Source organism: Billgrantia desiderata, from assembly GCF_900108215.1.
Classification (GTDB): domain Bacteria; phylum Pseudomonadota; class Gammaproteobacteria; order Pseudomonadales; family Halomonadaceae; genus Halomonas; species Halomonas desiderata.
The window spans coordinates 173505-198106 of sequence record NZ_FNVC01000005.1; the positions used below are offsets into that span (position 1 = coordinate 173505).

Annotated in this window: 26 protein-coding genes; 20 read left to right on the top strand and 6 right to left on the bottom strand. The window is 65.5% G+C overall.

Annotation, left to right across the window (positions count from 1 at the left end; genetic code table 11):
• The first annotated feature begins 133 nt into the window (after positions 1–133).
• The 11 genes from rnr to hemH all read left to right on the top strand — a co-directional run bounded on the left by rnr (position 134) and on the right by hemH (position 10880).
• On the top strand, positions 134–2542 hold the full coding sequence (rnr, locus tag C4S71_RS07315; protein ID WP_103968712.1) for a ribonuclease R: 2409 nt from the start codon (positions 134–136) through the stop codon (positions 2540–2542).
• Positions 2542–3372, top strand: coding sequence for a 23S rRNA (guanosine(2251)-2'-O)-methyltransferase RlmB (gene rlmB, locus C4S71_RS07320; RefSeq protein WP_255408512.1), 831 nt, complete (start codon positions 2542–2544; stop codon positions 3370–3372). Before rnr ends, rlmB begins: the two co-directional genes overlap by 1 nt.
• A gap of 174 nt (positions 3373–3546) precedes the next feature.
• Positions 3547–3930 (top strand): 30S ribosomal protein S6, encoded by a 384-nt coding sequence (rpsF, locus tag C4S71_RS07325; protein WP_010629659.1) that lies wholly within the window; start codon positions 3547–3549, stop codon positions 3928–3930.
• 24 nt (positions 3931–3954) lie between these two features.
• A complete protein-coding gene (gene rpsR, locus C4S71_RS07330) occupies positions 3955–4182 on the top strand; it encodes a 30S ribosomal protein S18 (protein ID WP_010629658.1) in 228 nt (75 codons plus the stop codon).
• A 12-nt stretch (positions 4183–4194) separates the two neighbouring features.
• Positions 4195–5049: a YybS family protein gene (locus C4S71_RS07335; RefSeq protein ID WP_086508528.1), complete on the top strand. Its 855-nt coding sequence runs from the start codon at positions 4195–4197 to the stop codon at positions 5047–5049.
• 15 nt (positions 5050–5064) lie between these two features.
• Positions 5065–5511 carry a 50S ribosomal protein L9 gene (rplI, locus tag C4S71_RS07340; protein WP_086508527.1) on the top strand — a complete coding sequence of 149 codons (447 nt, stop codon included), beginning with the start codon at positions 5065–5067 and terminating at the stop codon, positions 5509–5511.
• A 302-nt stretch (positions 5512–5813) separates the two neighbouring features.
• Positions 5814–7313 (top strand): carbohydrate porin, encoded by a 1500-nt coding sequence (locus tag C4S71_RS07345; protein ID WP_103968713.1) that lies wholly within the window; start codon positions 5814–5816, stop codon positions 7311–7313.
• 149 nt (positions 7314–7462) lie between these two features.
• Positions 7463–8851 (top strand): replicative DNA helicase, encoded by a 1389-nt coding sequence (gene dnaB / locus C4S71_RS07350; RefSeq protein WP_086508525.1) that lies wholly within the window; start codon positions 7463–7465, stop codon positions 8849–8851.
• A 77-nt stretch (positions 8852–8928) separates the two neighbouring features.
• Positions 8929–9222, top strand: coding sequence for a hypothetical protein (locus C4S71_RS07355; protein WP_086508524.1), 294 nt, complete (start codon positions 8929–8931; stop codon positions 9220–9222).
• A 157-nt stretch (positions 9223–9379) separates the two neighbouring features.
• A complete protein-coding gene (locus C4S71_RS07360; protein WP_026038265.1) occupies positions 9380–9682 on the top strand; it encodes a DUF6482 family protein in 303 nt (100 codons plus the stop codon).
• 124 nt (positions 9683–9806) lie between these two features.
• Positions 9807–10880, top strand: a complete 1074-nt coding sequence (gene hemH, locus C4S71_RS07365; protein WP_103968714.1) for a ferrochelatase — start codon at positions 9807–9809, stop codon at positions 10878–10880.
• A 39-nt stretch (positions 10881–10919) separates the two neighbouring features.
• On the opposite strand, the gene C4S71_RS07370 is transcribed toward hemH, so the two are convergent.
• Genes C4S71_RS07370 through C4S71_RS07395 form a run of 6 tightly spaced genes read right to left on the bottom strand, consistent with a single transcriptional unit; the run spans position 10920 to position 16829 of the window.
• Entirely contained in the window at positions 10920–11354 is a 435-nt protein-coding gene (locus tag C4S71_RS07370) for a Na+/H+ antiporter subunit G (RefSeq protein WP_086508522.1), read from the bottom strand.
• Positions 11355–11364: 10 nt separating this feature from the next.
• Positions 11365–11634 (bottom strand): K+/H+ antiporter subunit F, encoded by a 270-nt coding sequence (locus C4S71_RS07375; RefSeq protein ID WP_010629649.1) that lies wholly within the window; start codon positions 11632–11634, stop codon positions 11365–11367.
• Positions 11628–12125, bottom strand: a complete 498-nt coding sequence (locus C4S71_RS07380; protein ID WP_086508521.1) for a Na+/H+ antiporter subunit E — start codon at positions 12123–12125, stop codon at positions 11628–11630. Before C4S71_RS07380 ends, C4S71_RS07375 begins: the two co-directional genes overlap by 7 nt.
• Positions 12122–13678, bottom strand: a complete 1557-nt coding sequence (locus tag C4S71_RS07385; RefSeq protein WP_103968715.1) for a monovalent cation/H+ antiporter subunit D — start codon at positions 13676–13678, stop codon at positions 12122–12124. Before C4S71_RS07385 ends, C4S71_RS07380 begins: the two co-directional genes overlap by 4 nt.
• Positions 13675–14019, bottom strand: coding sequence for a Na+/H+ antiporter subunit C (locus C4S71_RS07390; RefSeq protein ID WP_010629646.1), 345 nt, complete (start codon positions 14017–14019; stop codon positions 13675–13677). The genes C4S71_RS07385 and C4S71_RS07390 overlap by 4 nt, the downstream gene beginning before the upstream one ends.
• Positions 14019–16829, bottom strand: coding sequence for a monovalent cation/H+ antiporter subunit A (locus C4S71_RS07395; protein WP_103968716.1), 2811 nt, complete (start codon positions 16827–16829; stop codon positions 14019–14021). Before C4S71_RS07395 ends, C4S71_RS07390 begins: the two co-directional genes overlap by 1 nt.
• Before the next feature lie 144 nt (positions 16830–16973).
• Between C4S71_RS07395 and C4S71_RS22285 the strand changes: the two genes are divergently transcribed.
• The 9 genes from C4S71_RS22285 (at position 16974) to C4S71_RS07435 (ending at position 24581) form a co-directional block, all read left to right on the top strand.
• Entirely contained in the window at positions 16974–17252 is a 279-nt protein-coding gene (locus C4S71_RS22285) for a hypothetical protein (RefSeq protein WP_146064588.1), read from the top strand.
• A gap of 22 nt (positions 17253–17274) precedes the next feature.
• Complete coding sequence (locus tag C4S71_RS07400) at positions 17275–19608, top strand: putative monovalent cation/H+ antiporter subunit A (protein ID WP_103968717.1); 2334 nt, start codon at positions 17275–17277, stop codon at positions 19606–19608.
• Positions 19601–20032, top strand: coding sequence for a Na+/H+ antiporter subunit B (locus C4S71_RS07405; protein WP_010629643.1), 432 nt, complete (start codon positions 19601–19603; stop codon positions 20030–20032). Before C4S71_RS07400 ends, C4S71_RS07405 begins: the two co-directional genes overlap by 8 nt.
• A 51-nt stretch (positions 20033–20083) precedes the next feature.
• Complete coding sequence (locus C4S71_RS07410; RefSeq protein ID WP_086508515.1) at positions 20084–20431, top strand: Na+/H+ antiporter subunit C; 348 nt, start codon at positions 20084–20086, stop codon at positions 20429–20431.
• Positions 20428–22002, top strand: a complete 1575-nt coding sequence (locus tag C4S71_RS07415; RefSeq protein WP_103968718.1) for a Na+/H+ antiporter subunit D — start codon at positions 20428–20430, stop codon at positions 22000–22002. Before C4S71_RS07410 ends, C4S71_RS07415 begins: the two co-directional genes overlap by 4 nt.
• Positions 21999–22472: a Na+/H+ antiporter subunit E gene (locus C4S71_RS07420; RefSeq protein ID WP_103968719.1), complete on the top strand. Its 474-nt coding sequence runs from the start codon at positions 21999–22001 to the stop codon at positions 22470–22472. The genes C4S71_RS07415 and C4S71_RS07420 overlap by 4 nt, the downstream gene beginning before the upstream one ends.
• A 27-nt stretch (positions 22473–22499) precedes the next feature.
• A complete protein-coding gene (locus C4S71_RS07425; protein WP_010629639.1) occupies positions 22500–22769 on the top strand; it encodes an MrpF/PhaF family protein in 270 nt (89 codons plus the stop codon).
• Positions 22762–23166 (top strand): monovalent cation/H(+) antiporter subunit G, encoded by a 405-nt coding sequence (gene mnhG, locus C4S71_RS07430; protein WP_010629638.1) that lies wholly within the window; start codon positions 22762–22764, stop codon positions 23164–23166. Before C4S71_RS07425 ends, mnhG begins: the two co-directional genes overlap by 8 nt.
• A 110-nt stretch (positions 23167–23276) precedes the next feature.
• Positions 23277–24581 (top strand): lytic murein transglycosylase, encoded by a 1305-nt coding sequence (locus C4S71_RS07435; RefSeq protein WP_103968720.1) that lies wholly within the window; start codon positions 23277–23279, stop codon positions 24579–24581.
• The last annotated feature ends 21 nt before the right edge of the window (positions 24582–24602 follow it).

Here is a 24602-nt window from a genome sequence, read left to right on the forward strand (position 1 = left end):
TGGTTGGGAACAGCCACCAGCGGCGCTATACTGCGGGCATGACAAACGACTCTATTAGCAATATCCCACGTATGCGGCTTCTTGCCGATTCTCTTCCCAGTACGCTGCTCCCGTTGCCAAGGATGCCCCTCGCATGACTCATTGGACGCTCAGCAACGACCCCCATGCCAACCGCGAGGCCCACAAGTACGACAAGCCGGCGCCCAGCCGCGAGTATCTGCTGGCGCGCCTGGAGGAGTACGGCAAGCCGATTACCCACGAATCCATGAGCCGCATGCTGGGTCTCGAGGACGATGAGCTGCAGGAGGCGGTACGCCGTCGGCTTGCCGCCATGGAACGCGACGGTCAGGTGCTGCGCAACCGTGCCGGTGCCTACGCGTTGATCGACAAGCTCGACCTGATCAAGGGCAAGGTGCTGGGTCATCGCGACGGCTTCGGCTTCGTGCTGCGCGACGACGGCAAGAAGCCCGACCTGGTGTTGCCGCCGCGGCAGATGCGCCGCGTCTTCCATGGCGACTACGTGCTGGTGCGCGTCAGCGGACGCGACCGCCGCGGCCGCGACGAGGCCACCATTGCCGAGGTGCTGTCGCGCAATACCCAGACCATCGTCGGCGTCTATCGCGAGAACACGTCCGAATTCGGCGTGCTGATCCCCGAGAATCCGCGCATCACCCAGGAAGTGATCATTCCCCACAGCGCCTGCGGCGGTGCCCGCGACGGCCAGGTGGTGTCGGCCAGGATCGTGCAGCAGCCCGATACCCGGGTGCAGCCGGTGGGCGAGGTGGTCGAGGTGCTCGGCGAGCGCATGGATCCCGGCATGGAGATCGACATCGCCATCCGCAGCTACGAGATCCCCGCCGAATTTCCGCCCGAGGTGCACGACCAGATCGCCGAGATGTCGGCCGAGGTGGCCGAGCAGGACAAGCAGCACCGTATCGATCTGCGCGACGTCCCGCTGGTGACCATCGACGGCGAGGACGCCAAGGACTTCGACGACGCCGTATGCGCCTGGAAGACCAAATCGGGCAGCTGGAAGCTGATCGTCGCCATTGCCGACGTCTCGCACTACGTGCGTCCCGGCACGCCGCTCGACGAAGAGGCCCTGCGCCGCGGCAACTCGGTTTACTTCCCCGGGCAGGTGGTGCCGATGCTGCCCGAGCTGCTCTCCAACGGCTTGTGCTCGCTCAATCCGCACGTCGATCGCCTGGCCATGGTCTGCGAGCTCAACATTTCCAAGAACGGGACGATCAGTCGCTACCGCTTCTACGAGGCGGTGTTCCGCTCCCACGCCCGGCTCACCTACAACAAGGTGGCGGCGATCCTCGACGAGGACGACCCCGAGGGCGATGCTCTGCGCGAAGAGTACCGCGACCTGGTCAAGCCGCTCCAGAGCCTGCATGCGCTCTACAAGGTGCTGCGCCAGGCCCGCGAGGAGCGCGGTGCCATCGACTTCGAGACCACCGAGACGGCGATCCTCTTCAACGAGGAGCGCAAGATCGAGCAGATCGTGCCGCGCACCCGCAACGACGCCCACAAGCTGATCGAGGAGTGCATGCTGGCGGCCAACGTGGCCACCGCGCGTTTCCTCGACAAGCACGACCTGCCGGCGCTCTATCGCATCCACGAGCGGCCCTCGCCAGAGCGGCTCGACAAGTTGCGTCTGTTCCTCAACGAGCTGGGGCTCTCGGTGGGCGGCGGCGACGAACCCACGCCGCAGGACTACCAGGTGCTGGCGGAAGCGATTCGCGGACGGCCGGACGCCGACGTGATCCAGACCGTGATGCTGCGCTCCATGAGCCAGGCGGTCTACTCGCCGCACAACGAGGGGCATTTCGGCCTGGCCTATCCGGCCTACGCGCATTTCACCTCGCCGATTCGCCGCTATCCCGATCTGCTGGTGCATCGCGCCATTCGCTCGGTGGTGCGCGGGCCGCGTCAGACCAATACCGTGCTGCGCGCCGAAGGCGCCAGGGTGGATCCGCCGAGCAAGTGGTGCCCTTACACCTTCGAGCAGATGCTCGAGCTCGGCGAGCACTGCTCGATGACCGAGCGGCGTGCCGACGACGCCACTCGCGACGTCGAGGACTGGCTCAAGTGCGAGTTCATGTCGGACAAGCTCGGCGAGGTCTATGAAGGTACCATCGCGTCGGTGACCCAGTTCGGCATCTTCGTACGTCTCGACGCGGTCTACGTCGAGGGGCTGGTGCACGTCACCTCGCTGCCCTCGGACTACTACCACTACGAGCCCGAAAAGCATCGCCTCAAGGGCGAGCGCACAGGCATGAGCTACCGCCTGGGCGATGGCGTCACGGTGCAGGTGGCGCGTGTGGATCTCAACGATCGCAAGATCGACTTCGTGCTCGAGGACGAGAAGCCGCGGCCCAAGCGTCAGCCGCGCAAGCGGCAGGCCGATGGCGATGCCAATGCGACCTTCACGCCCAAGCCGGCTGACAAGGGCCGAGCGGAGAACAAGGGCGAGCGGGGCAAGGGCAAGGGCGGCAAGCGTCGCCGCGGCCCGCGCAAGCCGAGGGCGCGCGGCTGATGAGTCAGGGGCGCAAGGGGCGAGAGCGCGAGGTCGGCAAGAAGGCGGGGGCGCGTCGCGCAACCGGCACGCCAGGCCTGCCTGGCAGTCTCGACGCCGTGTTCGGCGTGCACGCGGTGCGCGCCCTGCTGTCACGCGGCGACATACCCAAGGTGCTGTGGGTGCAGGAGGGCGAAGCGCAGCAGCGCCTGACCGAGCTGGTCGAACAGGCCCGGCGGGGTGGGGCGCGAGTCGAACGGCATCCGCGTGAGGAGCTCGACCGTCTGGCCAGGGAGGCCTCGCATCAGGGCATCGTCGCCTTTGCCGCGCCGCTGGCCTTCGAGAGCGAGGCGTCGCTGTGGTTCAAGCTGGAGGCCTGGCCGCACGAGACGCCGCCGTTGCTGCTGGTGCTCGACGGCGTCACCGACGTGCACAACTTCGGCGCCTGCCTGCGCAGCGCGGATGCCGCCGGGGTGCACGGCGTGATCGTGCCCAAGGACAAGTCCGCTCCGCTCAGCGCCACGGTGCGCAAGGTGGCCTGCGGCGCCGCCGAGAGCGTGCCGGTCTATCAGGTGACCAACCTGGCCCGCGCCCTGGCCCGGCTCAAGGAGTTCGGCGTGTGGATCACCGGCACCGCCGGTGAGGCCGAGGCGATGCTCTTCGATGCCGAGTTCACCGGCCCCACGGCGCTGGTGATGGGGGCCGAGGGCAAGGGCATGCGCCGCCTGACCCGCGAGGCCTGCGATGGCCTGGTCAAGCTGCCCATGGCTGGCAGCGTCTCCAGCCTCAACGTTTCGGTGGCCACCGGCATCTGCCTGTTCGAGGCGGTTCGCCAGCGCCGCGACGCGTGAGTCGCCAATGCACCGCCAGCTTGCAACCGGCGGTGCGGATCACTAGAATACAGGCGCCCGTTCCTGCGTGAGCGGGTGTTGCTATTTTCGACTATCACCTCCTTGCTTCTCCTGAGTGCCGGTCCCGTATGGAGCGGGCCTCATGCGGAAGCTGCCAACCCGAAAGGAGATCCCATGCGTCATTACGAAATCGTGTTCATGGTCCACCCGGACCAGAGCGAGCAAGTGCCGTCCATGGTCGAGCGTTACTCCAGCATCGTCACCGAGAGCGGTGGCACCGTGCACCGCCTGGAGGACTGGGGCCGTCGTCACCTGGCCTACCCGATCAACAAGATCCACAAGGCTCACTACGTGCTGATGAACGTCGAGTGCAGCGGCGAGACTCTCGAAGAGATCGAGAACATCTTCCGCTTCAACGACGCCATCATTCGCAGCCTGGTGGTGCGCTGCAAGGAAGCCATCACCGAAGCTTCGCCGATGATGAAGCCGGCAGACGACAAGCGTGCGCGTCGCGAAGAGAAGCCGCGCGCCGAAGAAGAAACTGCCGAAGCCCACTGATCGCACGTACCGAGGAGTCTCTACATGGCACGCTTTTTCCGCCGCCGTAAGTTCTGCCGTTTCACCGCTGAAGGCGTGAAGCAGATCGACTACAAGGATCTGGACACGCTGAAGGCCTACATCACCGAAACCGGCAAGATCGTACCCAGCCGCATTACCGGTACCAAGGCCCGTTATCAGCGTCAGCTGGCAACCGCCATCAAGCGCGCGCGCTACCTGGCCCTGCTGCCCTACACCGACAGCCACCAGTAAGCCGCCGATTCGATGTTGCCGATCGCCCGATGGTTGATGCGCGGTACGCCCTATGCCGTAGGCGGGGCGGCGCTGGCTGCGGTCATACCCTGGCTGTTCTGGCTCAGTGGCGCCATCGTGGCCCTGGTCACGCTGCGTCGCGGCCTGTCGCCGGCGCTGCCGGTGCTGGTGGCGGCCGCCGTCCCTGCCGGCTGGTGGTGGGCTCAGGGCGATGCCCTGCCGCTGGCCAGCGTGCTGCTGGTCACGCTGATGGCGGTGGTGCTGCGCTCCCGCATGCGCTGGGGCGAGGCGCTGATCGTCGGCACGCTGGCCGCGGCGGCCATGATCCAGCTCGGCGTCTTCGTGCCGCCGGGCGGTACCGGGCCGCTGTTGGAGCAACTGCGCCAGGGGTCGGCCGAGATCGACCGCATGTTGACCGAGATGGCCAACCAGGGCTTCGACACCGAGGAGCTGGCCACGCTGCTGATCGGCGGCATCACCGGTCTGGTGGTGCTGATCGCTGCGGTGGGCTGTCTGGCGCTGGCGCGGGCCTGGCAGGCGGGGCTCTACAACCCCGGCGGCTTTCGCGAGGAGTTCCATGCGCTGCGGCTGGTGCCGCGCGAACTCGGCCTGCTGGTGGTGCTCGGAGTGGTGGGCATGGTGCTTGGCTTGCCGTCGCTCTCCATGCTGGTATGGGTGCCGCTGCTGGTGGCCGGTATCGCCCTGGTGCACGGCTACGTCGGATTGAAAGGCATGAACGGGCTGTGGCTGATCGCTTTCTACGTATTGCTGATCACCACCTGGCCCATGATTCTGATAGTGCTGCTGGTGGCCTTCATCGATGTGTTCGCGGATTTTCGCGGCCGTCTGGCCTCTCGCAGCGACTGACAAGAGGTTAACGAGATGGAAGTCATTCTGCTCGACAACATTGGCAAGCTGGGTGGCCTGGGCGACAAGGTCACCGTGAAGCCCGGCTACGGCCGTAACTACCTGGTGCCTTACGGCCTTGCCGTGCCGGCTACCAAGGACAACGTGGAAGCCTTCGAGGCGCAGCGCGCCGAGCTCGAGGCCCAGGCCGCCGAGCGTAAGGCGATCGCCGAATCCCGTGCCGCTCAGCTGGCCGAGATCGAGCTGTCGCTGGTGGCCAAGGCCGGCGACGAAGGCAAGCTGTTCGGCTCCATCGGCCCGCGCGACCTGGCCGAGGCACTGGCTCAGGCCGGCATCGAAGTCGCCAAGAGCGAAGTTCGCATGCCCGAAGGTCCGATCCGCCAGACCGGTGAATACGACATCGACCTGCATCTGCATGCCGAAGTCGATGCCACCGTTCGCGTGGTCGTCGTCGCCGAGTAAGCCTTACCGCACTCGACCGACCCAAGGGGCGCAGGAGAGATCCTGCGCCCTTTTCGTTTGCTGTATTGGGCAGGCGTGTGGGTGTCTTAGACATTGGTAGTAATATTACGGTTTGTCTTTGCATTGTAACTCTTAAACGATTAAGTTTTTTCTGCCTGGCTCCGCTGCGATTCAGGCCAGGGCAGCAGGACGAGACATAAGAGACAAGCGTATCCGCGATACCGCTCTTAAACGATACAGCGCCATGCTTCCCACCGTTCTCCTTGCGTAAACAACTAAATAAACACAAAGGAACAACTGCGATGAAGACTGCCTTGCCAAGAACTCCGCTGGTCGCCGCCGTGGCCCTGGCCAGTTTCGGCATGATCGGGCACGCCGCCGCCGATACCAGCGCCCTGGAGCAGCGCCTGCTCGAACTGGAAAGCCGTATCGCCGCCGCCGAACAGCGCGCCAGCGCCGCCGAGCAGCGCGCCGAACTCGCCGAGGCCCAGGCCGCGGGAAGCCCGGCCCCCGCTGACGTGGAAGAGCGCCTGGCCCGGGTCGAGCGCCAGGCCAGCGGCGAAGAGGGCTTCTCGTTCAACGTCTACGCCCGCTCCGGGCTGCTGCTGGGTGAAGACCGCAAGAGCATCGACGGTGGCCCCAACGTAACGCCAGCCGGTGGACTGGGAGGCCATGTGGGGCGCCTGGGCAACGAGCCGGATACCTACGCTGAGGCCATCCTCAACTACCGCATGCAGTTCGACAACGGCGCCAAGGCGCACTACCGCACCATGCTGGCCGATAGCGTGACCACCAGCAACGATTGGACGTCCGACGAATCCAACCTCAACGTGCGCCAGGTCTACGCCGAGTTCAGCGATCTGCCGAGCTTCACCGGCGCCTTCGAGAACGCCTCGATCTGGGCCGGCAAGCGCTTCGACCGCGACAACTTCGACATCCACTGGCTCGACACTGACTTCGTCTTCCTCGCCGGCACCGGTGCCGGTATCTACGACGTGCAGCTGGCCGACAACTGGCGCTCCAACTTCTCGCTCTACGGGCGCAGCTTCAGCGACTTTCCTGTCAGCAGAGAAAGTCCCGGTGATACCGGCTCTACCGACAGTCTGATCCTGACCGCCAACAACTACTTCGGTAACTGGCAGTGGATGGTGAGCGGTCTGTCCGCAGCCGACAACGATGAGCGCGACATCGGCGAGGGCCAGACTGCTGCCGACAGTGGCTTCCATACCATGGTGGCCTACCACGGCGACAGCTTCTTCGGCCTGGGCGAGGGCAACTTCAAGGTGGCACTGCTGCACGGCCAGGGCCTGGGCGCCGAGGTCAAGGGGCTCGGCAGTGCTGGTGAGCTGACCGACGATGCCCAGGCTACCCGCCTCGGCATCTACGGCACCACCTACGTGGCGCCCAACTGGCGTCTGGCCCCGGTGCTGTTCGGCGAGGTGAGCAAGGACCGCTATGTCGATGGCGACGACTACAAGTGGCTGACCCTCAGCGCACGCCTGGCCAACGAGATTACCCAGAACTTCGAGATGCAGTACGAGGCCAGCTATCAGTACATGGATCTCGATCCCAATGGGCGCGGAGATCTCAACGCGGTGAGTGGCGACTTCGGCAAGTTCACCATTGCGCCGACCTTCAAGCCCCAGGTGGGTGGGTTCTGGCAGCGGCCGGAGATTCGCGCCTTCGCCTCCTATACCGACTGGTCGAGCGATCTCAACAACTACGGCGCCAGCTCCTTCGGCAACGAAGGCTTCACCGGCGGCCAGTGGAGCTTCGGCGTCCAGACCGAGGTATGGTTCTAGACCGGCTACATCAATCCCGTTGCTCGCACGCTGTTTCGAACCTTCGCCGCGACCGTTTTCGGTCGCGGTTTTTGTCATTTCGAAAGGTGGGGTGGGCCACGGGCATCGGGTAGAATGGCACGGCCCGTTCCCCTCAAGGTTGCCGCACCATGAACGACACGCTCGAGCTCGATCAGGAAACCGCTGCGCTCAAGGTGCCGCCGCACTCGCTCGAAGCGGAGCAGTCGGTGCTGGGCGGCCTGATGCTCGACAACCAGGCCTGGGACAACGTCGCCGACCGGCTGGTGGCAGACGACTTCTACCGCTATGAGCACCGTTTAATCTTCAACGCCATGACCGGGTTGGCTGAAGCCAGCAAGCCGCTCGACGTGGTCACTCTCTCCGAGGCGCTGGAAGGCCGCGATCAACTCGATACGGTGGGTGGGCTTGCCTATCTCGCCGAGCTGGCGCGCAATACCCCCTCGGCGAGCAACATCCGCGCCTATGCCGACATCGTTCGCGAGCGGGCCACGCTGCGCAAGCTGATCCGTGCCGCCAGCCAGATCGCCGACGGCGCCTTCAGCCCCCAGGGACGTCCCGCCGACGAGCTGCTCGATGAGGCCGAGCGACTGGTGTTCCAGATCAGCGAGGAGCGCCCCAAGTCGGGCGGACCCATCGGCATGAGCGAGCTGCTGGCCAAGGCGGTGGACCGCATCGACGAGCTGTTCAACATGAAGGGCGAGATGACCGGCCTTTCCACCGGGTTTCGCGACCTCGACGAGATGACCTCGGGCCTGCAGCCCTCCGATCTGGTGATCATCGCGGGCCGCCCCTCCATGGGTAAGACCACCTTCGCCATGAACCTGGTCGAGCACGCCGTGATCGCCAGCGACCGGCCGGTGATGGTGTTCTCCATGGAGATGCCTGCCGAGTCGCTGATGCTGCGTATGCTCTCTTCTCTGGGACGCATCGACCAGACCCGGGTGCGTACCGGTCAGCTCGAGGACGAGGACTGGCCGCGGCTGACCTCGGCGGTCAACCTGCTCAAGGACAAGCAGCTGTTCATCGACGATACCGCGGCGCTGTCGCCCAACGAGATGCGCTCGCGCATTCGCCGGGTGGTGCGGGAGCACGGCAATCTGGCCCTGGTGATGATCGACTACCTGCAGCTGATGCAGATTCCCGGCTTCTCCGAGAACCGCACCGGCGAGATCTCCGAGATCTCGCGCTCGCTCAAGGGCATGGCCAAGGAGTTCGGCTGCCCGGTGGTAGCGCTCTCCCAGCTCAACCGCTCGCTGGAGCAGCGCCCCAACAAGCGCCCGGTGATGTCGGACCTGCGCGAGTCAGGCGCCATCGAGCAGGATGCCGACTTGATCGCCTTCGTCTATCGCGACGAGGTCTACAACCCGGATAACCCCGACAACCAGGGCCTGGCCGAGCTGATCATCGGCAAGCAGCGTAACGGTCCCATCGGCACGGTGCACATGGCCTTCATCGGCAAGTACACCCGCTTCGAGGACCTGGCGCCGGACAGCTACGGCGAAGCATTCGGCGAGTGAAGCGCAGCAGCGCTTGAGCCAGCGGCGCGGCCCCGTATAATGCCGAGCCCCCGACAGTCGTTTTCGAGGAGTGACCCATGGCAGGCGGATTTCGACGCGGCAAGCGTCAGCGCCCCCCCAAGCTGGAAGCCCGCGGTATCATCGAGTCGCTGGAGCGCGAGGGGCCGTTCAAGGAGTGGCTCGGCATGCCGGATCTCTATCGCTTTCATCTGGTCGTCGACGGCGAGGCCTACAGCTACCAGACCGAGGATGCCGAACTCTCCGTCGCGGTGGGCGATCGCGTGGTGTTCCGCTACAAGGAGACCAAGGCGGGCAGGTGGGTCGACCGCAACTCCCTGGCCAAGGCGATCGATCCCTCGGAGTACCAGTAGCCGCCTCGCGCAGGAGAACGCCTGCGGAACCTGGCCAGGGCTCCACTGTCATAGTTTCGATACGTTAGCGTCATGCGATTGATATCGGGCACAGTCATGCTGTGCCCGAAGTCTATCCAGAGACCCCAACGGAACGAAACAGGACATGGAGGGAGCCATGGAATTCGAACAGTTGAAGCAATTCGTCGCGCGCCATGACAACTTCGAAGTGCGCGTCATCACCCATTCCGGCAGCCACTGCTACCAGGTGGAGCTCGAGGACGTGGAGGGCGTACGCCACATGCTGACACGGCGTGGCAAGCCCATGGTGTTCCGCTCTCTCGAGGACGTCTACCTGGAGCTGCAGCGCGCCGGCATCCACCGGGCCTTCCTGGTCCAGCACGTGCCGCAAGACGAAGTCATCGGTCGCGAGGCTCATTATCACGACCCGCTGACGTCGCGCATGCCGCTGGTCTTCTAGGCCCGCTGAACGACAACCTTGATCCAAGTTATACAAATCGACTTCATAGTATAACTCGATGCCCCTGACGGACCTCGCCTGATACAATGACGCTCCTAATGTTTCGCCACGAGGAGCGCAGCGCATGGCCGCATCGCAAGAGGTATCGGGCTCGCCGGAGCGTCAACGTCCCCCCCATGCTCCGGCGGATCATCCCGCGGTGGCCCGGCCCAGGGTCGGTGTGGTGCTGGTCAACTTGGGCACGCCGGATGCCACCGATTACTGGTCGATGCGACGCTATCTCAGCGAGTTTCTCTCCGACAAGCGGGTGGTCGACTACCCCAGTTGGAAGTGGCAGCCACTGCTGCAGCTGATCATCCTCTCGCGCCGACCGTTCAAGTCGGGCGAGGCCTATCGCGGTATCTGGAACACCGAGAAGAACGAGAGTCCGCTGCTCACCATCACCCGGGACCAGACGCGCAAGGTGGCCGAGGGGCTGAAAGCGCGCCATGGTGAGCAGGTGCTGGTGGACTTCTGCATGCGTTACGGCAACCCTTCCACGGACAGCGTGCTGCGGCGCCTGCAGGCCGAGGGTTGCGAGCGCATCCTGTTCTTTCCGCTCTATCCGCAATACGCCTCGCCGACCACGGCCACGGCCAACGACCACGCCTTCCGCACCCTGATGAAGCTCAAGTGGCAGCCGGCGATTCGTACCGTGCCGGCCTACTTCGAGCACCCGGCCTATCTCGAGGCGCTGAGCAATTCCGTGCGCGAGGCCTATGCCGCGGCCGAGTCGGCGCCGGAGGTGCTGGTGGCCTCGTATCACGGTGTGCCCAAGCGCTTTCTCATGGAGGGAGACCCCTACCACTGCCAGTGTCAGAAGACCACGCGACTGCTTCGCGAGCGGCTGGGCTGGGCGGAGGGTGAGATTCAGACTGCCTTTCAGTCGCAGTTCGGCCCCGAGGAGTGGGTCGGCCCGCAAACCGTCGATCATGTGGCCGAACTGGCGCGCCAGGGCAGTAAACACATCGCGGTGATTTCTCCGGCCTTCTCCGCCGACTGTGTCGAGACCCTGGAGGAGATCAACGAGGAGATTCGCGACAGCTTTCTCGCCGCGGGCGGAGAGCGCTTCACCTACATTCCCTGTCTCAACGACCGCGACGATCACATCCGGGCGCTGCTGGCGATCATCGACAACGAGCTGGGCGGCTGGGTGTGAAGCGGGAGAGCCGATCGGGCCACCTGATCGGCTCTCGTGTCAGCGGAACAGGCGCGAACGCTTCTGCTTGCGGTACTTCCAGGGGTGTTTGGCGCGGGCCGGACGCGCCACCCGGCTCTGGCCCACGTCCTCGTCGCGGAACTCCGGCACCGAGCCGCGGGTACCGGTGGTGAAGCGCAGGTGCATGTGCAGCCCGGTCTTGGCCAGCATGTGACCGGTGACCGGGGCGGTGATGAACAGGAACAGGGTGATCAGCAGCTCCTGAACGTGCAGCTCGCGCTGGGTGATGGTGAAGTAGAGCATCGAGGCGATCAGCACGCAGCCGATACCCAGCGTGGTGCCCTTGGTGGGGCCATGCAGGCGCATGAAGAAGTCCTTGAACTGCAGCATGCCGAGCGAGCCGGTGAAAGCGAACACCCCGCCGGCTATCAGCAGAAAGGCAATCACACCTTCGGCAATGACGTAGAAGGTCATGTGGCGTCCCCTATTCGATGATGTCGCCGCGCAGCAGATAGCGGCAAACGGCCATGGTGCCGATGAACCCCAGCATGGCGATCAGGATCGCCGCCTCGAAGTAGGTCTTGGTGTTGAGCCACAGCCCCAGCAGCACGATCAGGGCGATCGAGTTGACGTAGAGCGTATCGAGGGCCAGCAGGCGGTCGGGTACGTCCGGGCCGATGGCGAGGCGATAGACGTTCATGGCCATGGCCAGCACGATGAGCGTCAGGCTGATCAGCAGGGCGGTGTCTAGCATTCGAAGATCTCCTTGAGCGGGCGCTCGTAGCGATCGCGGATCTCGCGAATCAGGGCCTGTTCGTCGTCGAGGTCGAGGACGTGGATCAACAGCGAGGAGCCGTCGAGACGGATGTTGGTCGATACCGTGCCCGGCGTCATGGTGATGGTATTGGCCAGCAGGGTGATGGCCAGGCGATCCTTCACCTCCAGCGGGTACTCGACGAAGCCGGGGTGCGGTTCGCGCCGCGGCAGCAGGATCAACAGGCTGACATGCACGTTGGCCTTGACGATGTCCCACATCACCACGAGCACGAACCAGGCCAGCTTGAGCGGATGCTTGACCCGCGGCAGCGGCTCCCAGAAATCCTTCGTCAACAGCGGAATGCCTACGGCCAGCAGCGTGCCGAGCAGGAGCTGGCCGGGCGCAATGCTGCGTACCATCAACAGCCATACCACCAGCAGCACCAGCGACAGGGTGGGGGTGGGCAGGAAACGTCCCATGGCTTTCATAGCGTGTCTCCCTGCGTCTGGTCATGGAACGGCTGGCGAGACTGCACCAGATCCCGGGTGGGTTCGTCGCCCAGCAGTTGCTGGATCACGACCTGGGGCATGGCCAGCTGCTCTGCGGTGGCTTGGGAGTAGTGGCTGATAGGCCCGGCGAAGACCACCAGCAGGGGGGCGCTGGCCAGCAGCCAGACCACGCCGACGAGCTGGGGACGGGTGACCTTGCCGGCGGCTACCTCGCCCTTGTAGCTGGCCCAGAAGAAAACCGATCCCGCCCGTGACATGGCGATCAGGGCGCTCAGGCCGGCCAGCAGCAGCAGCGGCCACAGCCATAGCCGGGCGCTGCCCTCCGCAGCCTGCATTAGCAGCAGCTTGGCTAGGGAGCCGGCCAGCGGGGGCAGACCGACCACGCCGACCGCCGCGGCCAGGAACAGGCCGCCGAGCAGGTAGCGCTGGTGCAGCCGGCGGGCGCGCACCAGACGCGTACCGGCCTTGCCGCGCTGCTGACCGATCAGCTCGGCGATCAGGAACAGCACGCCGCAGATCAGGGTGGTGTGGGGCAGATAGTAGAGCAGCGCGGTGGTGGCAGCGGTGGTGCCCAGGCTGGCGGCCGCCAGCAGGGTGCCGACCGAGACCAGCACCAGATAGGCCACCAGCGGGCGCAGGTCGCGGGCTGCCAGGACGCCGATGGCGGCCAGCAGGATGGTGGCCAGCCCCGACCACCACAGCCAGCCCTGGATGGCGGATTCGGCGTCGCTGTCGGCAAAGATCAGGCTGTTCACGCGGAGAATGGCGTAGAGCCCGAGCTTGGTCATGATGGCGAACAGCGCCGCCACCGGTGCAGGGGCCGAGGAGTAGGTGCGCGGCAGCCAGAAATAGAGCGGCAGCAGCGCGGCCTTGAGACTGAACACCACGATCAGCAGCAGGGCGCCGGCGGTGACCAGGGCGGCCTGGTCACCGGACATGGTGGCGACCCGCCGTCCCATGTCCGCCATGTTGAGAGTGCCGGTCGCGCCGTACAGCACGCCCAGCGCAATCAGGAACAGCGCCGAGCCGGCCACGTTGAGAATCACGTAGTGCAGACCGGCACCGACCCGCTCCTTGCCGCCGCCGTGCATCAGCAGGGCGTAGGAAGCGAGCAGCGTGATCTCGAAGAAGACGAACAGGTTGAAGATGTCGCCGGTGAGAAAGGCGCCGTTCAACCCCATCAGCTGCAGTTGGAAGAGACCGTGGAAGTTGCTGCCGCGGACGTCGTCACCGGCGCTGGCGAAGATCACGCAGCCCAGCGCCAGCACGGCGGTCAGACTCAGCATGAGCGCCGAGAGGCGGTCGAGCATCAGCACGATGCCGAAGGGGGCCTGCCAGTTACCCAGCGCGTAGAAGGTCAGCTCGCCCCCGGCCGCCCGCTGCAACAGCAGCAGGGTGACGATGACCAGCAGGGCGGTGAAGGCGATGCTCAGGCGACGGTGAGTCCGGTCGCTGGCCTTGCCCGACAGCAGCAGCACCAGAGCGCCGAACATCGGCAGCAGGATGGGCAGGGAAATCAGATGCTGATTCATCGTGGGGCGTCTCCATCCTCGCCTTGCTGGCCATCCACATGGTCGGAGCCGAGGTCGCCGCGGGCGCGGATCGCCAGGATCACCACGAAGGCGGTCATGGCGAAGCCGATCACGATGGCGGTGAGCACCAGGGCCTGGGGCAGCGGATCGGTGGGCGTGATCGAGTCGCCGATCACCGCCGCCGCGTGAGTATTGAGCCCGCCGGTGGAGAACAGGAACAGGTTCACTGCGTAGCCGAGCAACGCCAGACCGACGATGACCGGGAAGGTGCGTCCGCGCAGCAGCAGATAGATGCCGCTCGCCGTGAGCACTCCGACGACGAGTGAGAACAGGGCTTCCATCAGCGCTCCTCCAGCGTTGGGCGATTGACCGTGGTGACGCGGCCCAGGTTGATCAGGATCATCAGCGTGGCCCCCACCACGGCGAGATAGACGCCGAGATCGAACAGCATCGCCGTGGCCAGCTCGAACTCACCCACCAACGGCAGGTGGAAGTGGCCGAAGGCCGAGGTCAGGAAGGGGAAGCCGAACAACCAGCTGCCGAGACCGGTGGCCAGCGCCACGGCAAGGCCAGATACGGCGACGATGGGGTAGGAGATCGGCAGTCGCTCGCGGGTCCAGTCGTGGCCGCGGGCCATGTACTGCAGGATCAGCGCGGTGGCGGTGATCAGGCCGGCGATGAAGCCGCCGCCCGGCTGGTTGTGGCCGCGCAGGAAGATGTACACCGACACCAGCAACGCCAGCGGCAGCAGGATCTGGGCCACCACCGACAGGATCAGCGGATAGCGATGGCGCGACCAGCGGATGCCCTCGATGTTGCCCGAGGGCATGAACAGACGCAGACGGTTGAGCAGCTTGAAGGTGGCGAGGCCGGCCAGGGTGAGTACGGTGATCTCGCCCAGGGTATCGAAACCGCGGAAGTCGACCAGGATGACGTTGACCACGTTGGTGCCGCCGCCGCCGGGCACGCTCTCGCGCAGGAAATAGTCGGCAATGGTCAGGGTCTCCCGGGTCAGCAGGGCGTAGTTGAGCATGGCCACCACCAGGCCCAGCGAGGTGGCCAGGATCAGGTCGCGCAGGATGCGTCTGCCCGAGACCAGCAACGGCGGGCGCTGGGGCAGGAAGAACAGGGCCAGGATCATCAGGATCATCGAGGCGACCTCCACCGATAGCTGGGTCAGGGCCAGGTCGGGAGCGGAGAAACGCACGAAGGTCAGCGAGACCGACAGCCCCACCACCGAGAGCATCAGCAGCGACACCAGCCGCCAGCGATGGCTCAGGGCGCTGCCGATGGCGCCGAACACCATCAGGCCGGCGCCGAGGAACAGCATGCCGTCGAGCGGCTGCTGGCCGCGCTCGCCGGTCAGCGACTCCAACTGGGTCAGGCCGATGGCGGCCATGGCCAGGGCGCTCAGGATCAGCAGCGCCTGGTAGCGCTGCAGGGAGCCGTTCTCCAGGCGCAGGGTCAGCCATAAGGTTGCCTTGATCAGACGCTGCACCGCTGCCTCGAAGATCAGCCCGGCGTTGCGCTCGTGGAACAGGGCGGCGATGCCGGCCAGGCGCCGATGCTGGCGCAGCACCAGCACGCCGCCGGCCACCGCGGCCACACTCATCAGCAGCGGCAGGTTGAGGCCGTGCCACAGGGCCAGGCTGACCACCGGAGTGGTCTCGCCCTGCACGGCGAGGCTCGCCGCGTGCAGCAGCGGAGCGGCCAGGGTCATCGGGAACAGCCCTACCAGCAGACTCATGGCGGCCAGGAACAGGCCGGGGGCCAGCATGCCCCGCGACGGGTCGTGCACCTTCATCGGCGGCAGCGCCTTCTGCTCGCGGGTCAGCTTGGGCTCGGCGAAGAACAGGCTCCAGATCAGCCGCAGCGAGTAGGCCACCGAGAGCATGGCGGCTACCACGACCAGCAGCGGGATGACGATGCTCAGCGCGCCGAGCAGGTTGTTGATCAGGCTCTGTTCGAACAGCATCTCCTTGGATAGGAAGCCGTTGAACGGGGGGAAGCCGGCCATGGCGGAGCCGGCCAGAATGGTCATGGTGCCGGTCAGCGGCATCATCGACCACAGCGCGCCGAGACGGTCGATGTCACGGGTGCCGGTTTCATGGTCGATGATGCCGACCATCATGAACAGCGCCGCCTTGAAGGTGGCGTGGTTGAGGATGTGAAACACGGCGGCGACGATGGCCAGCGGGCTGCCGAGCCCCAGCAGCAGCGTGATCAGGCCCAGGTGGCTGACGGTGGAGAAGGCCAGGATGCCCTTGAGATCGCGCTCGAGCAGGGCGAACCAGGCGGCATAGAGCATGGTCGCCAGACCCACCAGCGACAGGCTGACCGCCCACAGCGCGGTGTCGCCCAGCGCCGGGTTGAGGCGTGCCATCAGCAGCACGCCCGCCTTGACCATGGTGGCCGAGTGCAGGAACGCCGAGACCGGCGTGGGGGCGGCCATGGCGTGGGGCAGCCAGAAGTGGAACGGGAACTGCGCCGACTTGGTGAAGGCCCCCAGCAGCACCAGGGCCACGATCAGCGGATAGTGCTGCGAGGCGCGGATCAGATCGCCGGCCGCCAGCACGTCGCCCATGGCGAAGCTGCCCACCGCCTGCCCGATCAGCAGGATGCCGGCCAGCAGGGCCAGGCCGCCGGCACCGGTGACGGTCAACGCCATGCGTGCACCGCGCCGGGCATCGCTGCGGTAGCCCCAGAAGCCGATCAGCAGGAACGAGGAGATGCTGGTGAGCTCCCAGAACAGCCACAGCAGGATCAAGTTGTCGGCCATGGCGATGCCGAGCATGGCGGTCATGAACAGCATCATGTAGGCGAGGAAACGGCCGTCGTCCTCCTCGGCCGAGAGATAGAAGCCGGCGTACAGCAGGATCAGGCTACCGATACCCAGGATGAGCAGGGAGAAGAGCAGTGTGAGGCCGTCGATCCGCAGCGCGAGATCCAGGCCCAGCAGGGGCATCCAGGGTATGCGTAGGCTGACCACGTCGCCGCCGAGCACGGCCGGGGCGTGCAGCAGCACCAGGCCGAGGGCGAGCAGCGGGGCGATCAGCGTGGCGGTGACGCAGGCTTTGCGGCCGTGGCGCGAGGTCATCACCGGCACGAAGATACCGGCAATGGTAAGCAGGGGGATCCACAGCAACGACATGGCGGTTCGTCCATTCTGGCGGCGGTCGATGCGTCGCACCACAGCACAGAGAGATCCGTCGTGGCGTAATCTGCCCGAGCACCGCGCACACAGGCTAATGGTATCGATCGAGGAGCGCAGGGCCGGGTCGTTGGGAACGGTGTAATGAAGAAACGTTTTAAAATCGCTATACTAGCAAGCCGTTTCGTCGTGAAATCAACGCTCACCGTAGCCAGCCGCGGCGCAAAGTCTAATCCTTTTGCGCTGCAATATACAGGTTTGGCCCGGCTGCCGACGCTCATCCTTTGGGCGTATTTTTTCGGCCGCTGCACGGATTTCTTTAATCGCGACGTCACGCTGGGCGGGGGATACCCGGACGTCACGGCAGGCTCTGCCGTCGATGTCGGCGCTGCGAGGTGGCGGGGCGCCATGTCCGGACGATGAACTGACAGAAGGGAACTGCATGATGCAACTTGCCGTGCTATCGGGATTCGTGCTGGCCGCCTTTGCGCCGTTGCTGCACCGCTGGTTCGGTGGCCGCGCCAGCTTCGTGCTGGCCGCGTTTCCGGCCGCGCTGGCACTCTGGTTCCTGGCCCAGGTGCCGACGGTGATGCGCGGCGAGGTGCTCTTTCTCGAGCTCGATTGGGTGCCGTCGCTGGGCATGAGCCTGAGCTTCGTCATCGACGGCCTGGCGCTGCTGTTCGCGCTGCTGATCACCGTGATCGGTACCTTCGTGCTGATCTACGCGGGCGGCTATCTCAAGGGGCACCGGGATCTGGTGCGCTTCCACATCGTCATCCTGGCCTTCATGGTGTCGATGTTGGGCCTGGTGCTGGCCGACGGCCTGCTGACCCTGTTCGTGTTCTGGGAATTGACCAGCATCACCTCCTACCTGCTGATCGGCTTCAGCCATGCCGACATCGAGGCGCGCAAGTCGGCGCGGCAGGGGCTGTTCGTCACCTTTGCCGGCGGCCTGGCGCTGATGGCGGGGCTGGTGCTGCTGGGTAACGTCGGCGGCAGCTGGTCGCTGGCCGAGATCAACGCCGGCGGCATCGACCTGCGCGAGCACGATCTCTACCTGCCGATGCTGCTGTGCCTGCTGCTGGCGGCCTTCACCAAGTCGGCGCAGTTCCCGTTCCACTTCTGGTTGCCCAATGCCATGGCCGCCCCCACGCCGGTGTCGGCCTATCTGCACTCGGCCACCATGGTCAAGGCGGGCATCTACCTGCTGGCGCGTCTGCAGCCGAGTCTCGGCGGCACCGAGGCCTGGGTCGGCATCCTGTCGGTGGTCGGTGCCCTGACCATGTTCACCGGCGCCTTTCTGGCCATCCGTCACACCAACATCAAGAAGATGCTGGCCTACTCCACGGTGATGGCGCTCGGCACCCTGACGATGCTGCTCGGTATCGGCACCGAGGGGGCACTGATCACCTTCGTCACCTTCCTGCTGGCCCACTCGCTCTACAAGGGCGCGCTGTTCATGGTGGCCGGTATCCTCGATCACGAGACCGGCACCAAGGACATCACCGCCATGGGTGGCTTGCGGCCGCTGATGCCGGTGACGGCGGTGGTGGCCATCATCGCTGCGCTGTCGCTGGCCGGGGCGCCGCCGCTGTTCGGTTTCATCGCCAAGGAGATGATGTTCGAGGCGGCGCTCGAGGCAGATGCCTTCGGCTGGCTGGTGCTGCTGCTGGCCTTCGTCTCGGCGTTTTTGACCATCGCCGTGGCCGCGATCATTGCGCTGCGGCCGTTCTTCGGCGAGCGTCGGGCGACGCCGCGGGTGGCGCACGAGGCGCCGCTGTCGATGCTGCTGGGGCCGGCCTGTCTGGCAGCGCTGTCGCTGCTGCTGGGAGTCTTCCCGGTGCTTGCCGGAATGGGAGTGCTCACGGCAGCCGCCTCGGCGGTCATGGGCGAACCGGTGACCGTCTACCTCTCCCTGTGGCATGGCATCAATCTGCCGCTGGTCATGTCGATCGTGACCCTGGCGCTGGGCTATCTGCTGTTCAAGCGCTGGGACCGCGTGCGCGCCCACCTGGCACGGCTCGACCCGGTCATGGCGCGTGGCCCGGAAGCGGGCTACGAGGCGTTCATGCACTGGATCACGGTGGTGTCCGAGTGGCAGACCCGCATCCTGCAGAACGGCTACATGCGCAATTACATTCTGGTGATGGTGCTGGTGCTGATCGCGCTGCTGGGCAACTCGCTGCTGCTCAGGCATCCGCTCGAGATCGCCTTCGAGCTCGACGTGCGCTTCCACGAAGTGGTGGTGGTCGCCATGATGGTACTCGGCGCGCTGTTCGCCGCCGTCGCCCGCTCGCGGCTCAGCGCGGTGGTGTCGGTGGGCATCATGGGCTTTTCCATCGCGCTCACCTTCATCCTGTTCAGCGCCCCGGATCTGGGCATCACACAGCTGCTGGTGGAGACCCTGACGGTAATCCTGCTGGTGCTGGTGCTGTTCCGCCTGCCGCGCTTCGCCAGCCTGTCGACGCCGCTGGAGCGGGTGCGTGACGTGCTGGTGGCGGGCAGCGTGGGCGTGCTGATCACGCTGCTGATCCTCACCGCCTGGGGCATCGACCAGTTCGTGCCGATCTCCGAGTACATGATCGAGAACAGCGTACCGCTGGCCCACGGGCGCAACATCGTCAACGTGATCCTGGTCGATTACCGCTCGCTGGACACCCTGGGCGAGATCTTCGTACTGGCCCTGGCCGCCATCGGGGTCATCGCCATGCTCAAGCTGAGGGCGCCGGTGAAACCGGCCAAGCCGACGGCGCAGGAGAAGGAGTCGAGCCATGGTTAAGTCCGGTACGCTGATTCTGCACACGGCAGCGCGTATCCTGATGCCGCTGCAGCTGCTGTTCTCCGTATTCCTGCTGCTGCGCGGTCACGACGAGCCCGGCGGCGGTTTCATCGCCGGGCTGGTGGCGGCGGGGGCCTTTACCCTCTACCTGTTCGCCTTCGGCGTCAGCGCCACTCGTGAGGTGCTGCGCATGGTCGATCCCCGCGACCTGATCGGCATGGGGCTGCTGCTCGGCATGATCTCGGTATTCCCCGCCTGGTTCGTGGACCAGCCCTTCCTCACCGCCCAGTGGTGGACGATCCCTGGCGTCGACTTCTACGCCTCGACCCCGCTGATCTTCGATATCGGGGTCTATCTCGCCGTGCTGGGCTCGGTGCTGGCCATGGTCATGACGCTGATGGAGGTGGACAAGGATGAACCCTGAGCACGTGGGCGCTGCGGGTGCCTCATCCCCGATTCCGCAGGGAGGAATGCTATGGAACCGGTAATGGCCGTGGCCGTTGGCCTGCTCTACGCGGCCGCCATCTTTCTCATGTTGCGGCGTTCGATCGTCAAGCTGGTGATCGGGCTGATGCTGCTCTCCAACGCCGCCAATCTGCTGATCTTCACCACCGCCGGCATGACCCGCGGAGCGCCGCCGCTGATCCCTGAGGGGCTCTCGGCGCCGCTGGGGCCGGTGGCCGATCCCTTGCCCCAGGCCGTGGTATTGACCGCCATCGTGATCGCCTTCGGCGTGCTGGCGTTCGCCGTGGTGCTGATTCGCCGGGCCTACGAAATCGTCAAGGCCGATGATCTGGACAAGATGAAGGAAACCGATACGTGAGGCCCGAAGTCGCCCTTCCCGTTCTTCTGCCGCTGCTGTCGGGGGCCATTTCGCTGCTGTTCTGGCGCTCTCGTCCCATGCAGCGTTTCACTGCCGTGGCCGGCAACCTGGCCCTGCTCGGCGTGTCGCTGTGGCTGCTGGTGTCCGTGATCCAGGAGGATTACGTGGTGATCCAGATGGGCGGCTGGCCGGCCCCCTTCGGCATCACCCTGGTGGCGGACATGCTCAGCGCGGTGATGATCGTGCTCACCGGCATCAAGGGGCTGGTGCTGTCGATCTATTCGCTGGCCTCCACCGGCCCCGGGCACGAGCGCTTCGGCTATTACCCGCTGATGCATCTGCTGCTGGCCGGTGTGGCCGGCGCCTTCCTCACCGGCGACGTGTTCAACCTCTACGTCTGGTTCGAGGTGATGCTGGTGGCCTCCTTCGCGTTGCTGATTCTCGGCGGCGAGAAGGCGCAGATGGAGGGGGCGATCAAGTACGTCACCCTCAATCTGCTTGCCTCGGTGATCTTCCTCTCCGCGGTGGGGCTGCTCTACGGTATGGTCGGCACGCTCAACATGGCCGATGCGGCCCAGCGCCTGGCGGTGGCCGAACATCAGGGCATGGTCGAGGTACTGGCGGTGATGTTCATGGTTGCCTTCGGCATCAAGGCGGCGGCGTTCCCGCTGTTCTTCTGGCTGCCGGCCTCCTACCACACGCCGCCGGTGGCGGTGTCGGCGCTGTTCGCCGGGCTGTTGACCAAGGTGGGGGTGTACGCGCTGTTCCGCTTCTTCACCCTGCTGTTCGACCAGACTCTGGGCTACACCCAGGAGCTGCTGATCTGGGGTGCCGCCCTGACCATGGTCACCGGCGTGCTGGGCGCGGCGGCGCAGTTCGAATTCCGTCGTATCCTGTCGTTCCACATCGTCAGTCAGATCGGCTACATGATTCTCGGCCTGGCGCTGTATACCCCGCTGGCCATCGCCGGGGGCATCTTCGCCGTGATGCACAACATGGTGGTCAAGACCAACCTGTTCCTCATCAGCGGCATCACCCGGCGCCTGCAGGGTACCTACGAGCTGAAGAAGATGGGCGGGCTCTACCGCGAACGCCCCTGGCTGGCGGTGGCCTTCTTCCTCTCCGCCTTCTCGCTGGCCGGGGTGCCGCCGCTGTCGGGCTTCTTCGCCAAGTTCGTCATCGTGCGCGCCGGTATCGAGGCGGAAGCCTATGTGGTGACGGCGGTTGCGCTGCTGGTGGGACTGATGACTCTCTACTCCATGGTCAAGATCTGGAACGAGGTATTCTGGAAGTCCCTGCCGGAGGACAACCTGGTGCCCGCCGAAGAGGTGGTGGTCGGCGATGACAGCCGCATGGTGCCGCCGAGCCTGTGGCTGATGTACCTGCCGGTGGCGGTGCTGGCGCTGTTCGCGCTGCTGATCGGTGTGCTCGCCGAGCCGCTGATGGCGATGATGAACCAGATCGGTGACCAACTGATGCACCCGCAGGGGTATATCGATGCGGTGCTGGGTGCCGAGGTCGGGGTCGAGGATGCCCTGATCGAGGCGCCGGATCAGGAGGGAACGCCATGACGGGAGCTATCTGGAACCTGCTGCTGGCGCTGGCCTGGGTCATCCTGTCCGGCGACTTCTCGGGGGTCAACCTGGTGGTCGGGCTGGTCTTCGGCTACATCACCCTGGTGCTGATCGAGCCGCAGGTCGACGCCCTGGCCGGCTACCCGGCGCGGGTGCCGCGGATCCTCAGATTCCTGGGCTTCTTCATCAAGGAGCTGGTACAGGCCAACCTGCGGGTCGGTTTCGATATCCTGACGCCGCCCTGGCACATGAAGCCGGGGGTGATCGCCATGCCCCTCGAGGCGCGTACGGAGCTCGAGATCACCATGGTCGCCAACCTGATCTCGCTGACGCCGGGTACCCTGAGCCTGGACGTTTCCGACGACCGCAAGGTGCTCTATATCCACGCCATGTTCCTCGACGACGAAGAGGAGCTGCGCCGTAACCTCAAGGAAATGGAATGTCGTGCACTGGAACTGTTCCGTTGAGTACGCCAAGGCCGAGTGGGGAGTGATATGGCCACAGTGATTCTGATAAGCCAGGTACTGATGGGGATCGCCCTGATCCTGGCCTTCGTGCGTGTCGTGAGAGGCCCCAGTCTGCCCGACCGCGTGGTGGCGCTGGAGCTGTTCGCCAGTATCGTGGTGGGACTGGTGGGGGTCTATGCCATTCGCACCGACGTTTCCAGTTTTCTGGACGCCGCCATCGTGATCGCGCTGATGGGCTTTCTGGCCGCCATCGGCTTTGCCCGTTTCCTGGAGCGTGGAGGGCCGCGGGATGATTGAGACCATCAAGGGCTTTCTGATCCTCACCGGTGCCATCTTCATGCTGCTGGCGGCGCTGGGCATTCTGCGTCTGCCCGATCTGCTCACCCGCATGCATGCCACCACCAAGGCCGCGGCGCTGGGGGTGATCCTGATCATGCTGGCGGTGGCCGTGCATTTCGGTGAGGTGGCGGTGGTGGCGCGGGCTTTCGCCATCATCGTCTTCGTGCTGATGACCGCGCCGGTGGCAGCTCACGTGATCGGCCGGGCGGGCTATTTCGTCGGCTCCAAGCTGTGGAGCGGTACGGTGAAGGATGAGCTCAGACCCAACTACGATCCGCTCACCCACGAGCTCAAGAGCGGCCTGGAAACGGATAGCAACGCGGTGCATCAGCCGCGCGAGAACGACCCCAAGTGAGGCAAGGCACGCGGTTACACAAAGCGACGTTTTCCGCGTGCGGGAGGGCTGGTCTGAAGGCCGCTTCTGCGCCATTATCGGTGGCCTTCGACGTAAAGGAATACCGCGCCATGATTCGTCCTCTGTTCCCGGTCGCTCTGCTCACCCTGACCCTTGCCGGGTGCCAATCCGGCTCCATCACGCCCGTGCAGGAGGCGGCGGCCGACGAGCGCCCGCCGAGCGCTGCCGATGCGAGTGCAGCGCCGGCATCCAGCAACGCTGCCGCGCCAGCCCGCAGCGAGGCGGAGCCCGCCCCACCGGCCGACTTCCAGGCCTGGCTACGCGATTTTCGTCGTCAGGCCCGGACGGAGGGCATCAGCGAGGCGACCCTGTCGCGGGCGCTGGATGGCGTGCGCTACCGGCCGCGTGTCATCGAGCTCGACCGTTCCCAGCCCGAGTTCGTACGTCCCATCTGGCAGTATCTCGATACCGCGGTTTCCCAGGCGCGTGTGAGCCAGGGGCGGGCCAAGCTCGCCGAGCATCGCGACACGGCCCGGCGCATGGAGCAGCGTTACGGTGTGCCGGCTGAGATCATCGTGGCGATCTGGGGCATCGAGAGCAACTACGGCGGCAATTTCGGCGATTTCTCCACTCTCGAAGCGCTGGCGACCCTGGCCTTCGACGGCCGGCGCAGCGATTTCGCTCGCGGCGAACTGCTGGCCGCGCTGCGGATCATCGAGGCCGGCGACATCGCGCCCGAGCGCATGGTCGGCTCCTGGGCCGGCGCCATGGGCCACACCCAGTTCATTCCTTCCAGCTTCGAGGCTTACGCGGTGGATGGCGACGGCGACGGGCGCCGCGATATCTGGGGCAGCATACCGGACGTGATGGCTTCCACCGCCAACTACCTGGCCCGGGCCGGCTGGCAGCCCGGCCAGCCGTGGTTCGTCGAGGTGCGACTGCCGAGCGACTTCGACTATGCCCAGACCGAGCTGACCACGCGGCGCTCGAGCCAGGAGTGGGCGGCACAGGGGGTGAGCCGCCTCGGCGGTGGCAGCCTGCCGGCCTTCGATCAGGCCTCGGTGCTGGCTCCGGCGGGCGCCCAGGGGCCGGCCTTCCTGGTGGGCCCCAACTACCGTGCCATCCTGCGCTACAACAACGCCACCAGCTATGCGCTGGCGGTGGGCACCCTGGCTGACAGGATCGCGGGACGAGACGGCATTCGCAGCGACTGGCCCCGCGACGAGCAGCCGCTCTCACGCAGTCAGGTGCGTGAAATGCAGCAGGCACTCAATGCCCGTGGCTTCGATGTCGGAGCACCGGATGGTGTGATGGGACCGAATACCCGACGTGGCCTGCGCGATTACCAGCGCAGCATCGGCGTCACGCCGGATGGCTTTGCGACCCTGAGTCTGCTGCAACGGCTGCAGCGTTGAATCGGTGACCCCGCTCTGACC

Bases quoted from the DNA above. Each gene is read 5' to 3' on its own strand.
- mnhG (WP_010629638.1), top strand. From the start codon at position 22,762: ATGATTGAGACCATCAAGGGCTTTCTGATCCTCACCGGTGCCATCTTC.
- C4S71_RS07335 (WP_086508528.1), top strand. From the start codon at position 4,195: ATGTTGCCGATCGCCCGATGGTTGATGCGCGGTACGCCCTATGCCGTA.
- C4S71_RS07410 (WP_086508515.1), top strand. From the start codon at position 20,084: ATGGAACCGGTAATGGCCGTGGCCGTTGGCCTGCTCTACGCGGCCGCC.
- rpsR (WP_010629658.1), top strand. From the start codon at position 3,955: ATGGCACGCTTTTTCCGCCGCCGTAAGTTCTGCCGTTTCACCGCTGAA.
- rplI (WP_086508527.1), top strand. From the start codon at position 5,065: ATGGAAGTCATTCTGCTCGACAACATTGGCAAGCTGGGTGGCCTGGGC.
- C4S71_RS22285 (WP_146064588.1), top strand. From the start codon at position 16,974: ATGAAGAAACGTTTTAAAATCGCTATACTAGCAAGCCGTTTCGTCGTG.
- rnr (WP_103968712.1), top strand. From the start codon at position 134: ATGACTCATTGGACGCTCAGCAACGACCCCCATGCCAACCGCGAGGCC.
- C4S71_RS07405 (WP_010629643.1), top strand. From the start codon at position 19,601: ATGGTTAAGTCCGGTACGCTGATTCTGCACACGGCAGCGCGTATCCTG.
- C4S71_RS07345 (WP_103968713.1), top strand. From the start codon at position 5,814: ATGAAGACTGCCTTGCCAAGAACTCCGCTGGTCGCCGCCGTGGCCCTG.
- C4S71_RS07385 (WP_103968715.1), bottom strand. From the start codon at position 13,678: ATGAATCAGCATCTGATTTCCCTGCCCATCCTGCTGCCGATGTTCGGC.
- C4S71_RS07380 (WP_086508521.1), bottom strand. From the start codon at position 12,125: ATGAAAGCCATGGGACGTTTCCTGCCCACCCCCACCCTGTCGCTGGTG.
- C4S71_RS07375 (WP_010629649.1), bottom strand. From the start codon at position 11,634: ATGCTAGACACCGCCCTGCTGATCAGCCTGACGCTCATCGTGCTGGCC.
- C4S71_RS07390 (WP_010629646.1), bottom strand. From the start codon at position 14,019: ATGGAAGCCCTGTTCTCACTCGTCGTCGGAGTGCTCACGGCGAGCGGC.
- C4S71_RS07370 (WP_086508522.1), bottom strand. From the start codon at position 11,354: ATGACCTTCTACGTCATTGCCGAAGGTGTGATTGCCTTTCTGCTGATA.
- C4S71_RS07360 (WP_026038265.1), top strand. From the start codon at position 9,380: ATGGAATTCGAACAGTTGAAGCAATTCGTCGCGCGCCATGACAACTTC.
- rpsF (WP_010629659.1), top strand. From the start codon at position 3,547: ATGCGTCATTACGAAATCGTGTTCATGGTCCACCCGGACCAGAGCGAG.
- C4S71_RS07395 (WP_103968716.1), bottom strand. From the start codon at position 16,829: ATGTCGTTGCTGTGGATCCCCCTGCTTACCATTGCCGGTATCTTCGTG.
- C4S71_RS07420 (WP_103968719.1), top strand. From the start codon at position 21,999: ATGACGGGAGCTATCTGGAACCTGCTGCTGGCGCTGGCCTGGGTCATC.
- hemH (WP_103968714.1), top strand. From the start codon at position 9,807: ATGGCCGCATCGCAAGAGGTATCGGGCTCGCCGGAGCGTCAACGTCCC.
- dnaB (WP_086508525.1), top strand. From the start codon at position 7,463: ATGAACGACACGCTCGAGCTCGATCAGGAAACCGCTGCGCTCAAGGTG.
- C4S71_RS07425 (WP_010629639.1), top strand. From the start codon at position 22,500: ATGGCCACAGTGATTCTGATAAGCCAGGTACTGATGGGGATCGCCCTG.
- C4S71_RS07435 (WP_103968720.1), top strand. From the start codon at position 23,277: ATGATTCGTCCTCTGTTCCCGGTCGCTCTGCTCACCCTGACCCTTGCC.
- C4S71_RS07355 (WP_086508524.1), top strand. From the start codon at position 8,929: ATGGCAGGCGGATTTCGACGCGGCAAGCGTCAGCGCCCCCCCAAGCTG.
- C4S71_RS07400 (WP_103968717.1), top strand. From the start codon at position 17,275: ATGCAACTTGCCGTGCTATCGGGATTCGTGCTGGCCGCCTTTGCGCCG.
- rlmB (WP_255408512.1), top strand. From the start codon at position 2,542: ATGAGTCAGGGGCGCAAGGGGCGAGAGCGCGAGGTCGGCAAGAAGGCG.